The organism is Methylorubrum rhodesianum (assembly GCF_014199985.1).
GTDB classification, from domain to species: Bacteria; Pseudomonadota; Alphaproteobacteria; order Rhizobiales; family Beijerinckiaceae; genus Methylobacterium; species Methylobacterium rhodesianum.
On record NZ_JACHOS010000024.1, the window covers coordinates 1 to 12128 of the forward strand.

Annotated in this window: 13 protein-coding genes and 1 tRNA gene; 6 read left to right on the forward strand and 8 right to left on the reverse strand. The window is 70.1% G+C overall.

Annotated features, from left to right (window positions below):
• From HNR01_RS24915 to HNR01_RS24925, 3 genes are all read left to right on the forward strand, one after another.
• A partial coding sequence (locus HNR01_RS24915; RefSeq protein WP_446685698.1) for an EF-Tu C-terminal domain-related protein occupies nt 1-126 on the forward strand: 126 nt, incomplete at its 5' end.
• Between the two features lie 164 nt (nt 127-290).
• On the forward strand, nt 291-812 hold the full coding sequence (locus HNR01_RS24920; RefSeq protein WP_183670451.1) for a cupin domain-containing protein: 522 nt from the start codon (nt 291-293) through the stop codon (nt 810-812).
• A 384-nt stretch (nt 813-1196) separates the two neighbouring features.
• Entirely contained in the window at nt 1197-1406 is a 210-nt protein-coding gene (locus HNR01_RS24925) for a hypothetical protein (RefSeq protein WP_183670452.1), read from the forward strand.
• A 154-nt stretch (nt 1407-1560) separates the two neighbouring features.
• On the opposite strand, the gene HNR01_RS24930 is transcribed toward HNR01_RS24925, so the two are convergent.
• A tRNA-Leu gene (locus HNR01_RS24930) sits at nt 1561-1645 on the reverse strand.
• A 154-nt stretch (nt 1646-1799) separates the two neighbouring features.
• Entirely contained in the window at nt 1800-3209 is a 1410-nt protein-coding gene (gene leuC / locus HNR01_RS24935) for a 3-isopropylmalate dehydratase large subunit (RefSeq protein ID WP_183670454.1), read from the reverse strand.
• A gap of 285 nt (nt 3210-3494) precedes the next feature.
• Between leuC and HNR01_RS24940 the strand changes: the two genes are divergently transcribed.
• Both HNR01_RS24940 and HNR01_RS24945 read left to right on the forward strand, forming a co-directional pair.
• The gene (locus HNR01_RS24940; protein ID WP_183670456.1) at nt 3495-4466 is read left to right on the forward strand and encodes a 2-hydroxyacid dehydrogenase; all 972 of its coding nucleotides are present in this window, start codon (nt 3495-3497) and stop codon (nt 4464-4466) included.
• Entirely contained in the window at nt 4463-5377 is a 915-nt protein-coding gene (locus HNR01_RS24945) for an AprI/Inh family metalloprotease inhibitor (protein ID WP_183670459.1), read from the forward strand. Before HNR01_RS24940 ends, HNR01_RS24945 begins: the two co-directional genes overlap by 4 nt.
• Nucleotides 5378-5387: 10 nt before the next feature.
• Here the strand turns inward: HNR01_RS24945 and HNR01_RS24950 are convergent, their stop codons facing one another.
• A complete protein-coding gene (locus HNR01_RS24950; RefSeq protein ID WP_017483743.1) occupies nt 5388-6140 on the reverse strand; it encodes a sulfite exporter TauE/SafE family protein in 753 nt (250 codons plus the stop codon).
• 30 nt (nt 6141-6170) lie between these two features.
• Nucleotides 6171-6419 carry a hypothetical protein gene (locus HNR01_RS24955; RefSeq protein WP_183670461.1) on the reverse strand — a complete coding sequence of 83 codons (249 nt, stop codon included), beginning with the start codon at nt 6417-6419 and terminating at the stop codon, nt 6171-6173.
• Between the two features lie 128 nt (nt 6420-6547).
• Between HNR01_RS24955 and HNR01_RS24960 the strand changes: the two genes are divergently transcribed.
• Complete coding sequence (locus HNR01_RS24960; protein WP_183670463.1) at nt 6548-7501, forward strand: LysR family transcriptional regulator; 954 nt, start codon at nt 6548-6550, stop codon at nt 7499-7501.
• 73 nt (nt 7502-7574) lie between these two features.
• On the opposite strand, the gene exaF is transcribed toward HNR01_RS24960, so the two are convergent.
• The 4 genes from exaF to pedF all read right to left on the reverse strand — a co-directional run bounded on the left by exaF (nt 7575) and on the right by pedF (nt 12093).
• Nucleotides 7575-9338, reverse strand: a complete 1764-nt coding sequence (gene exaF / locus HNR01_RS24965; RefSeq protein WP_183670465.1) for a lanthanide-dependent ethanol dehydrogenase ExaF — start codon at nt 9336-9338, stop codon at nt 7575-7577.
• Between the two features lie 362 nt (nt 9339-9700).
• Nucleotides 9701-10399, reverse strand: coding sequence for a glyoxalase superfamily protein (locus HNR01_RS24970; protein WP_183670467.1), 699 nt, complete (start codon nt 10397-10399; stop codon nt 9701-9703).
• Nucleotides 10400-10780: 381 nt separating this feature from the next.
• A complete protein-coding gene (locus HNR01_RS24975) occupies nt 10781-11659 on the reverse strand; it encodes a substrate-binding periplasmic protein (protein ID WP_183670469.1) in 879 nt (292 codons plus the stop codon).
• An 11-nt stretch (nt 11660-11670) separates the two neighbouring features.
• Nucleotides 11671-12093 (reverse strand): cytochrome c-550 PedF, encoded by a 423-nt coding sequence (gene pedF / locus HNR01_RS24980; RefSeq protein ID WP_017483748.1) that lies wholly within the window; start codon nt 12091-12093, stop codon nt 11671-11673.
• Nucleotides 12094-12128: the final 35 nt, after the last annotated feature.

Below are 12128 nucleotides of genomic sequence, written 5' to 3' on the forward strand. Positions count from 1 at the left end.
GGCGACAACGTGACCATGGACGTGGTGCTGATCGTGCCGGTGGCCATGGAAGAGAAGCTGCGCTTCGCCATCCGCGAGGGCGGCCGCACCGTCGGCGCCGGCGTCGTCGCCGCCATCAACGACTGATCTTTTTTGAGATTCGGCGCACGGGCCTCGCTCGTGCGCCTGCCTCGAACGATCGAAGCGAAGGGCCGGCGCGATGCCGGCCCTTTTTTCGTGCCGCTATCGATCCGGGGTTTTCCGAACGACGCGCCGCCATGCGATGATCGCGTCCGCGGAGTTCGATCGACATGCACGACACCGGCGACGGCCACATCCATCCCCCTGAGGCCCACGATCACGACGGGGAAGCGGCCGGGCGTTGGAAGCACGACGGGGTGCGGGTGATTCCCGGCGACCGGCTCGACCCCAACACCGCCCAGACGCCCGGCATGTTCCGGCAGGCGGCGGTCAATGCCGCCCGTGTGGGTGCCCAGAAAATCTGGGCGGGCACGGTGGCGATCGAGCCCGACGCGAAGACCGGCGTCCATCACCACGGCGCCCTTGAGAGCGTGATCTACATCGTCTCCGGCCGCGCCCGGATGCGCTGGGGCGAACGCCTCGAATACGTCGCCGAGGCGGGGCCCGGCGACTTCATCTTCGTGCCGCCTTACGTCCCGCACCAGGAGATCAACGCCTCGACCGACGAGCCCCTGCACTGCGTGCTGGTACGCTCCGACAACGAGGCGGTGGTGGTCAACCTGCCCGACGTCGAGGCGGCCGAGCGGCCCGAGACCGTCCACTGGATCGATCCGATCCACAAGCGACCGTGAGGCGTCGCCGCGGTGACCGGCCGGCGATAAGCGCTCCCCGCTGATGGGGGAGAGCGCGCGGTCCGAGCGGGTCGCCGCGGTGCCCGACGGCCTCATCCCGATGCCGCTGCGAAGGGATTGCGCCGGCGTCAGGCGCCAGTGCATGTTCCGTCGCACCCGAGCGAGCGCACTCGCAGCCCGCCCCTTCGACGCCCTCCATCCACGGCCCCGCGTCGGAGGGAGGCGATCCGGTCGCTGGGGACGTCGCCGACCGCGTTCCCCGTCGCGTCGGGCCAGCGATCCCGGCGCCTCCGGCTTCTCGTCGCGCGGATGCCCGGAACATGAGCACGGAGCGCGCGTTCACTGCGCAATTCTTCAACAATCACTCGCCAACAAGGCAGTCACATGCGCGACCTCAACAAGTCGAACGGCCGTGCTATGCTCAATCGACGCAAGCGTAGCGGCGAAACGGCCTCCGCGATGGGCGTTACGGGACGGGCGCCATCACGGCCCGTCGAGACCGCCACCCACACGCCGCACGGGCCGTCGTGCTCGCCCGTCAAACGGATCGCGCCGACGAGCGATTTCGAGGGTTTCGGCTCATTTTCGAGCTGAACGCCCGTCATCCGCAGCCATGCGGCACGGGACGCACCCCATCAGGACACCGGATCGAAACAATTCTATAGAACAAGAAAAATCCCGCACCTTTCGAAAAGGTACGGGATGGAAACTTTAGAAGACCAACGATCTCACCTATTCGGAGATCAATTGGTGCCCAGGAAAGGACTCGAACCTTCACCTCTTGCGAGACTGGTACCTGAAACCAGCGCGTCTACCAATTCCGCCACCTGGGCGCCGGGCCGTTTCCGGCTGGCGATGGGGTTCGTTTAGGGGGCGGCGGCCAAGGCGTCAATCGCTGTTTCGCCGCCGCCCGCCAAAAATCCCGAAGCGGGCTGGTCGCGCGGCGCGGGCGCAACATGCCCGTGCCGCGGATCAGGCGCGATCGCCTCAGCCGCGCCACTCGCGGATGTCGACGAAGCGTCCAGCCACCGCGGCGGCGGCGGCCATCGCCGGGGAGACGAGGTGGGTGCGGCCGCGCGGGCCCTGGCGGCCCTCGAAGTTGCGGTTCGAGGTCGAGGCGCAGCGCTCGCCGGGCCGCAGCTTGTCCGGGTTCATGCCCAGGCACATCGAGCAGCCGGGCTCGCGCCAGTCGAAGCCCGCATCCTTCAGGATGCGGTCGATCCCCTCGGCTTCCGCCTGCGCCTTCACGAGGCCGGAGCCCGGCACGACCATCGCCGAGACGCCCTCATGGACCTTGCGGCCCTCGACCATCCGGGCGACGATCCGCAGATCCTCGATCCGGCCGTTGGTGCAGGAGCCGATGAACACCCGGTCGAGGGTGATGTCGGTCATCCGCATGCCCGGCGTCAGGCCCATATAGGCCAGCGCCTTCTCCTTGGACTGGCGCTTGTTCTCGTCGGCGATCTGCGCCGGGTCGGGCACGGTGCCGAGAATCGAGACGATGTCCTCCGGGCTCGTGCCCCAGGAGACCAGCGGGGGAAGGTTGGCCGCATCGAGCCGGATCTCGCGGTCGAAATGCGCGCCCTCGTCGCTGACGAGGCTCTCCCAGTAGCGGCGGGCGGCGTCGAACGCCGCGCCCTTGGGCGCCTTCGGGCGGTCCTTGACGTAGGCGTAGGTCGTCTCGTCGGGCGCGACCATGCCGGCGCGCGCGCCGCCCTCGATCGACATGTTGCAGATCGTCATCCGGCCCTCCATCGAGATGGAGCGGATCGCCTCGCCGGCATACTCGATGACATGTCCGGTGCCGCCGGCAGTGCCGATCTCGCCGATGATCGCGAGCACGATGTCCTTGGCGCTGACGCCCGGCGGCAGAGTGCCGTCCACGGTGACGCGCATGTTCTTGGCCTTACGCTGGATCAGCGTCTGCGTAGCGAGCACGTGCTCGACCTCGGAGGTGCCGATGCCGTGGGCCAGCGCGCCGAAAGCGCCGTGGGTCGAGGTGTGGGAGTCGCCGCACACGATCGTCTGGCCGGGCAGGGTGAAGCCCTGCTCCGGTCCGATGATGTGGACGATGCCCTGGCGCCGGTCGAGCGCGTCGTAGAACTCGATGCCGAAGTCGCGCACGTTCTCGGCGAGCGCCTCCAGCTGGGTGCGGCTCTCGGGATCCTCGATGCCCTTGGAGCGGTCGGAGGTCTGGACGTTGTGGTCGACCACCGCCAGCGTCTTGTGCGGGGCGCGCACCTTGCGGCCGGCGACGCGAAGCCCCTCGAACGCCTGGGGGCTCGTCACCTCGTGCACGAGGTGGCGGTCGATGTAGAGGAGGGCAGAGCCATCCGGCCCAACATCGACGACGTGGTCGTCCCAGATCTTGTCGTAGAGGGTGCGCGGCGCGGTCATGATGCGACTATTCTGACGGGTTGAAGGCTCCATCGCGGAAAACGCCCCGATCGGGCCGCGAGACACCGTGCGGCCGGATCGCGGGGAATATCCGGAAGAGGCTCCTGTGTAATGCTCCTCGGGCGATTTCGGAAGGGCGGCAGCGCACATGCGGGACGCATGACACTTCTGCCACGGGCTCGCCCCGCCGGCCGGCCGCGGCTGGACCGGGGCGCGGCGCGGCATTACTCCCGATCCAACCTTTGTTGACCGCTCCTCCATCGACCTTCGGGAGGCCGTGAGCCGGTGCCATCCCAGACGCCCGAGATCCTGCTGATCCGGCAGACCCGTCCCGACGTGGCCGGACGGCTCGCCGAGCGCTTCCGCCTGCACCGTATCGAGGAGGCGCCCGACCGCGAGGCGCTGCTCGACGCGGTGGGGCCGCGCATCCGGGCGCTCGCGGTCGGCGCGATGTGCCCGGTCGACGCCACCCTGTTCGACCGGCTGCCCCGGCTGGAGATCGTGGCGAGCTTCGGGGTGGGCTACGACACGATCGACGTCACGGAGGCGGCGCGCCGCGGCATCGTCGTCACCCACACGCCGGACGTGCTCTCCGACGAGGTGGCCGACCTCGCGCTCGGCCTGCTGCTCGCCACCCTCCGCCGGATCCCGCAGGCAGACCGCTACCTGCGCGCCGGGCGGTGGCGGGAGGGGAGCTTCCCGCTCACCACGAGCCTGCGGGAGCGCCGGGTCGGAATTCTCGGGCTCGGGCGGATCGGACGGGCCATCGCCCGGCGCCTCGAAGGGTTCGGGGTCGCGATCGCCTATCACGGCCGGACGCCCCAGGGGGACGTGCCCTACGCCTACCACGACAGCCTTCTCGGATTGGCGCGGGCCGTCGATACGCTGATCGTGGCCGCCCCCGGCGGGCCGGGCACCACCGGAATCGTCGATGCCGGGGTGCTGGCGGCGCTCGGGGCGGACGGCATCGTGGTCAACATCGCCCGCGGCAGCGTCATCGACGAGGCGGCGCTGATTGCAGCGCTCCAGTCCGGGACGATCCTCGGCGCGGGTCTCGACGTGTTCGAGAACGAGCCGCAGGTGCCGCAGGCGCTGATCGATCTCGATCAGACGGTGCTGCTGCCGCATGTCGGCTCGGGCTCGCACCACACCCGTGCGGCGATGGGCCGGCTGCTCACCGACAATCTGTTCTCCTGGTTCGACGGCGGGGGACCGGTGACGCCGGTGCCGGAAACGCCCTGGAAGGGCCGTCGATGAAAGGCCCGGCGATGACGCGCACGGCATGGGCCGGGATTTTCGCCGGAACTTTGGCCGCGGCCCTGACCGCGCTGGCGGCGAGCGCGGCCCCGGCGCAGGAGAGCCCGCCCGTCCCGGAGCCGCCCGCGACGGCACCGGCGGAGAACGGCGGAGCGCCGGCGGGGCTCGCGCCCTCGAGCACGACCTTGCCCACGACCTTGCCAACCACCCTGGCGGGCGCAGGGGGCACCTGGGATCTCTCGCTCGAAGGCGGGCGGCGGCGCTGCGTGCTGACGCTCGCCATGGAGACCGGTCCGAGCGGGCGCGCGGCACGTTTTCCCGCCGGCTGCCGCCGGGCCCTGCCGCTCCTGGCCGGCATCGGCGGCTGGCTGTTCACCGACGAGGGGCTGCGCCTCGTGGACCGGAACCTGCGGCCGGTGCTGGCCTTCGCCCGAAGCCCTGACGGGATGAGCCTCGGCGCCACGGCGGAGAACGGCGAGCACTACAACCTCGTGCCGCTGCAGATCGCGGCGATGCAGCCGCCCGCCGCCCCCGGCACGGCCACCGCCGCCGCGGCGCAGGGCGATCCTTCCCCGGCCGCCGCGACGGAGAAGCCGAACGAGCCGCCGGCTCCGGGCCCGGCCCCCGGCCTCTACGCCCTCGACCGCGCCGAGCAGAAGGACCTCTGCCGCCTCGAATTCGCGCTGTCCCTCGAGGCCGGGAAGGACACGGCTCCGGTGCGGGTGCTGCCGGATTGCCGCGACAGCGGCATCACGGTGTTCGATCCGGTGAGCTGGCGCTTCGCCAACGGCCACCTGACGCTGAAGGCCCGGCGCGGCCACGCGGTGAACCTCGTCGCGATCGGGGAGGGCCGCTGGCGGCGCGACCCGGAGATCGGCGCGCCCCTGATGCTCAGGAAGGTCGAGCCGTAGGGCGCTTGCTTCAGAACAGCGGCCGCAGAACCAGGTGCAGCCCGAGGCCCAGCAGGCCGACGAAGAAGCAGCGCCGGAACACCCGCTCGCTCACCCGGCCCCGGACCCAGCCGCCCAGCGCCATCCCGAGCAGGGCCGGCACGAGGGCGATGAGGGACGTGCCGGCGACGCCGAGCGAGAGCGCGCCGCCGCCGGCCAGGGCGACGGCCAGCGCCACGGTGGAGACGGTGAAGGAAAGCCCGAGCGCCTGGATCAGGTCGTCCTTGGTCAGCCCGAGCGCGCCGAGATAGGGCGCGGAGGGGAAGGAGGAGACGGCGGTCGCCGCCGTCACCAGCCCGGTCGCGGCGCCGACGAGCGGCCCGAGCCAGCGCTCCGCCGCCGGCGGAACGTGAAGCCGCAGGGCGGCCAGCCCGACCACGGCGTAGGCGATCAGGGCCAGGCCGAGGAAGACGGTGGCCTCGGCGCCGTAGTTCCCGTGCAGGATCCCCGCCGCGACCAGGGTGCCGACCACGCTCGCCGCCAGCATCGGCCAGAGCCGGCGCAGCAGCGTGCCGAAGCGCGGGCCCGCGGCGAGTTGCCAGACATTGGTAACGAAGGCGGGCACGACCAGCAGGGCCGCGGCCTGGACCGGCGCCATGACGAGGCTGAGCAGGCCCATGGCGACGGGGGGCAGACCGAGCCCGACCATGCCCTTGACGAAGCCGGCGAGCAGGAAGGCCGACGCCGCCACGGCAAGGGAGAGGGGATCCATGGAAAAGGACATGGGCCTGTACGGATGAGGGGAGGGCGCGGGTCAATCGTGGAGCAGCATGTCGCGCAGGATCGCCTGCCGGGCGGCCTCCGCCTCGTCAACCTGCGCCGGCGCCGCGACGGGCGCGGCGGCGGAGACCGGGCGCGGGGTTGCCGACGGCCTGTCGTGCTCCCGCGCAGCGCCGTCGGAGCGGGCGATGGCGACCACGGCCGTCAAAGCCGCGAGGAGGAGGGCGACCGTCTCGAGCCGGGCGTCGCCCGGGCGGGTCCTGGTTCGTGCGTCCCATGCCATGGGCCGAATGTGACAGCCTGAGCGCGCGCGACAATGCGGAACTGGCCCGTGCCAGCCTTCGGCTGAGACGAAGCCTTTGCCGACAGAAGACCCTTGCCGACAGGAGCCCGTCCGCCGACGATGCCGCCATGCGCTTCGACCTGACCGACCTGCGTCTGTTCCTCCACGTCGTCGAGGCGGAGAGCATCACCCGGGGCGCCGAGCGCGCGGGGCTGGCGCTCGCCTCGGCGAGCGAGCGGATCCGCGGCATGGAGGCGGATGGCGGCGTGCCGCTGCTGGAGCGCCACGCCCGCGGCGTGCGCCCGACGCCGGCGGGGCTCGCGGTGACGCATCACGCCCGGCTGGTGATCGGCCAGCTCGAGCAGATGCGCGGCGAACTCGGCCAGTACGCCCACGGCCTGCGCGGCCATGTCCGGCTGCTGTCGATCACCGCGGCGGTCGCCGCCTTCCTGCCCGACGCGCTGTCCGGCTTCCTCGCCGCGTATCCGAGCGTCGACATAGATCTGGAGGAGCGCACCAGTCGCGAGACCGTCGATGCCCTGGCCGGAGGGCTGGCCGATATCGGCATCGTTGCCGACACGACCGATCTCGGTGCGCTCGAAACCGTGCCGCTCCACCTCGATCGGATCGTGCTCGTGGTGCCGGCGGGGCACGCCCTGGCCCGGCGCAGCGGGGTCGCGTTCCGGGAGGTGCTGGACGAGCCCCTGGTCGGCCTCGGCCATGGCCGGGCGCTGCAGGCGCATCTGGCGACCCACGCCGCCCGCGCAGGCCGGCCGTTCAAGCTCCGGGTCCGCCTCAACGGTCTCGACGCGGTCTGCCGCATGGTCGAGCGCGGCGTCGGCGTGGCGATCGTGCCCGAGGCGGCGGCGCGGCGCGCGGCCGAGACGCTGGCGATCCGCGCGATCGCGATCGACGAGCCCTGGGCGCTACGCCGCCTGAGCCTCTGCGCCCGCAGCTTCGCGGCGCTCCCACCGCACGCCCGTCAACTGGTCGAGCACCTCGTCGCGCATCTCAGCGCGACCGAGGATTCAGGTTTCGAAAGGACGAGTCCTTTCGCGGGTCCAGGGCAGAGCCCTGGTTGAAGGGCAGCCGGGGTTCCACCCCGGCGCCCCGCCAAAGGGATGATCCCTTTGGGATCCCCTGATCGACGTCGCCTCAGCGTGCAGCGACGGTCTTGGGCAGGCGGAAGGCCCAGAAGCTTCCGCCCTGGTTGATGCCGGCGGTGGTCTTGGCGACCTCGCCGCCCCACAGCGGCACCGCGCCGCCCCAACCGGCCGCGACGCCGATCCACTGCTCGCCGTCCTGCTCCCAGGTGATGGGCGAGGCGACGACGCCGGTGCCGACCTGGAACTTCCAGACTTCCTCGCCGGTCTTGGCGTCGAAGGCCTTCAGGAAGCCCTCGGGCGTGCCGGTGAAGACGAGGTTGCCCGCGGTGGTGAGCACGCCGGCCCAGAGCGGGGCCTTGTTCTTGTACTCCCACACGACCTTCTTGGTCGCCGGATCGATCGCCTTCAGCGAGCCGATATGGGTGTCGAAGGTCGGCTTGATGGTGAAGCCCGCGCCGAGATAGGCGGCGCCCTTCTTGTAGTTCACCGGCTCGTTCCAGATGTCCATGCCCCACTCGTTGGAGGGGACGTAGAACAGCCGGGTGTCGGGGCTGTAGGCGATCGGGTTCCAGTTCTTGCCGCCGAGGAAGCCCGGCGTCGCGTAGACCGACTTGCCCTTCTTGCCGTCCTCGGACTTGGCCGGATCGCCGGGGCGGTTGGCATCGTCGTAGATCGGGCGACCGTTCTCATCGATGCCCTTGGCCCAGTTGATGTTGGACACGAACGGCGTGGCCGACATGAACTTCCCGTTGGTCCGGTCGAGGACGTAGAAGAAGCCGTTGCGGTCGGCGGTGGCGCCGGCCTTCACGGTCTTGCCGTCCTTCTGCATGTCGAAGGGCACGAACTCGTTGACGCCGTCGTAGTCCCAGCCGTCATGCGGCGTGGTCTGGAAGCCCCACACGATCTCGCCGTTGTCGGGGTTGATGGCGAGCCGCGAGGCCGACCACTTGTTGTCACCCGGGCGCAGGGCCGAGTTCCACGGACCCGGATTGCCGGTGCCGAAATAGATCAGGTTCAGTTCCGGGTCGTAGGTACCGCCGAGCCAGGTAGCGCCACCGCCGAACTTCCAGGTATCGCCGGGCCAGGTCTCGTTGACCTTGCCGGTCATGGTCGAGGGCTTGCCGTTCAGCTCGCCCATATGCCCCTCGATGACGGGGCGCTTCCACACGATCTCGCCGGTCTCGGCATCGCGCGCCTCGACGCGGCCGACCACGCCGAACTCGCCGCCCGACACGCCGGTGATGATCTTGCCCTTCACGATCATCGGCGCGGCGGTGTAGCTGTAGCCGGACTTGAAGTCGTCGATGTCCTTGCGCCAGACGACCTTGCCGGTCTTCTGGTCGAGCGCGACGAGCTTGGCGTCGAGCGTGCCGAAATAGACCTTGTCCTTGTAGAGGGCGGCGCCGCGGTTCACCACGTCGCAGCAGGGCAGGATGCCCTCGGGCAGGCGGGCGTTGTACTCCCACTTCTTCTCGCCGGTGCGGGCATCGACGGCGTAGAGGCGCGAGTAGGAGCCGGTGACGTAGAGCACGCCGTCCTTGACGAGCGCTTGGCTCTCCTGGCCGCGCTGCTTCTCGCCGCCGAAGGAGAACGACCAGGCCGGGACGAGGCCCTTGATGTTGTCACGGTTGAGCGTCTTGATCGGGCTGAAGCGCTGCGCCTGCGGGCCGAGGCCGTAGGTGACGACGTCGCCGGGCGTCTTGGCGTCGTTGAGGATGTCCTGCTCGGTCACTTCGGCGATTGCGGGAAGGGCGAGGCCGACACTGAGGGCGGCGAGCCCCACCGCCGTCAGGAACTGGTTCCGCACTCTCATGGCATGTCCTCCGTGGTGCCGGACCCGGTTTTCCGTGGCCCGCGGGGTTCACCATCCGGTCGGATCGAGCGACTACCCCTTGGAACCGGAGCCTAGAGTGCTTCTCAGGAGAGTCTTATTCGCCTTTGGTCGAATGCGGGCTGCGACGGCCCGGCCGGGACCTCCGAAGCAAAGCGAATTCGGGCGCCGTCGGCTCGATCAGCGAAGAAAGAGTTGAGGAAACCGGAGTTGAGGTTCGGCACCCCGTCTGAAAATCTCTGATGAGCGAGCACTGGCGTCTTCAGGCGATCCGTTCCTCGGGGCGCCTCGACGAAGGCACCGTGAAGGCCCCGGCGAATCTCGATCGCCGAGGCCCTCCGACTTCACGCCACGGCCGCGAAGTCGAGGTTCGTCGGCGCCGACCGCCGCGGCACGGCGTGATCCGTCACGGGTCTCGACGCGTCCACTTCCGTGAACCGGAAGCGCCGGGCCCAGGCGCTGCCGCTCCCTCTCAGGAAGAACCCGAAGTGGATCGACTGCGCCTCGGGCGGCACGTCCATCACGATGGACCGTTCCTGCCAACCGACCGTGCCGACGAGGGGGCCCTCGCTGGTGCGGCCATCCATGGTGTCGAAGGCCAGCATGCGGCCCCGTTCGCCGTCGATACGCATCCAGAGCGCGGCAGCCCCCGTGACCTCGTGCGCCTTGAGCTGCGCGCTGAGTTCCAGACGCTTGCCGCGGTAGTCTTCGGCCCGGAAGTTCTGCTCCAGCGCACCGTAACCCGATCTCAGGTTGGCCGGCATCGGCTCGATCAGCGCGATCCGATAGCGAATGAGCGCACACCCCTCTGCGGGATCGACGCCCATCTCGTAATCGTCCCGGTGCGTGCCGCCGGCGGTCCACCCCTCCGGCAGGGTCAGGGCAGGCCGGTCGAGTTGCGCGGCCAGCGTATTCCAGTCCCGCCAGCCCAACTGGCGGGCGACACATTCCAGGCTGTCGCTGTGGGAGATGTCGACGCGGCGCTCGGCCAGCGTCTGACGAAGGCTTTTCGCCATCGCCTTGGGATCACGAGGATTCTGCATGCGTCCGATCCTTGAACCGGGCGATCGCTCGTAACGGGGCTCGCACTGCCGAAAGGACCGCCCAGAAGGTCAGACCTGTTCAGGGAACGCGTGCATTCACCAAGCCTTGCGGCGCGAGCGGCAGGCTGCACAAGCCATGGCCAAGAGAGCAGCCGGCGGATGTCGTTGTCAAGGCAAATCGAGGCGAGTCCAGGGCGCCGGACTTGGGTTGAGGCTCGTTGGTTCATCACAACCGTCATTCCGGGGCGCTGACAAGCGAACCCGGAATCCATGACGGGGCACCGCCCCCTGCGTCAGCGGCGCATCATCGGTGGATTCCGGGTTCCGCTGCGCGGCCCCGGAATGACGACGGGGAGAATGGCTCTGCCCTTCTCCCGCCGCTCAATACCCCTGCGGCGGCGTATACGTGACGCCGTAGGCCGCGCAGATCGCCTTGAGGCGGCCCTCCTGGGCCAGGGCGGAGAGCGCGTCGCCCACCGCGTAGGCGAGGTCGCGGGAATCGCTGCGCACTGCGCCGCCGATCTCCCAGCGTGTCCGCACGAGGCCCGGAATCGGCATCTCGACCACGGGATTGTCCTCTCCCGCGGCGCCGGCCGCCTTGAGCGCCGCCTCGATGCCCGCGCGGGTGCCGGCCAGGATCGGGGTCTCGCCCGCGAGATAGGCCTTGGCCGCCTCGTCGAAGCTGCGGAAATGCCGGATGGTGCCGCGGAAGCGACCGCCCTCGGCGTTCATCAGCAGGCTGTCGGAAGCGCTCGTGCCCTCGACCGCGACGGCGTGGCCCTCCAGATCGCGCACCCCCTCGAACCCCTCGATCCGGCCGCGATGATAGGCGAAGGCGAGGCGCTGCTCGAAATAGGGATTGGTCAGGAAGATCTGCTCGTTGCGGGTGGCGAGGATGCGGTCGTGGGGCACGTGCAACATCAGGTCGGCGAGCGGGGTACCGGCGAGGTCGCCGCGCCACAGATTCAGCCGGAAGTCGCCGTCCACGTTCTCGCCGGCATCCACCACCCGCAGGTCGAGCTTGAGCTTGAGCCGCTCGGCGATGGCCCGGGCGAGATCCGCGTCGATGCCGCGCGGACCCGCTGTCCCCGCTTCGGAGAAGGGGCGGTTGTCGTCGTAGATCGCCACGCGCAGGACGCCCGAGGCCGTCACCTCGTCGAGCGGGCGCGCGGCGGCGGGCCTGCCGGTGATCACCCCGGCGGCGACGAGGCAGGCGAGGAGGGCGCGGGCGACGGCGCGGCGGCGGGGGAGGGCGCGCATGGGCGGCCTTCCTACTCCTCGTGCTTGGCTTCGATGTAGGTGCGGATCGCCCACAGGGCCTCCTGCGACAGCACGCCCTCGAAGGCCGGCATCTTCATCACGCCGTTGGTGGTCGCGCCGTGGCGGACGCGCTCCACGAAGTACTCGTCACCCTCCTTGCCGAGGGGCAGGTAGCGCAGGTCCGGCGCCAGCCCGCCCGAGATGACCTGCAGGCCGTGGCAGCGGGCGCAGTTCTGATTGAAGCCGGAATCGCCGATGGCGATCGCCTTGGCGTCGCCGCGATAGGGATTCTCCTCGCGCCACGCGTCGCCCAGCGGCGCCAGGCCGGTCGTGTCCACGGGCTGCGGCTGCACGTCGCCATGGCCGAAGGCGGCGGACACGGACAGGACGAGCCCGACGGCGAGGAGCCCGCCCTTGAGGGGTGCAGCCTTCATTTTCATTCCTCCCATTCTTGAGAGGACGGTTAGCA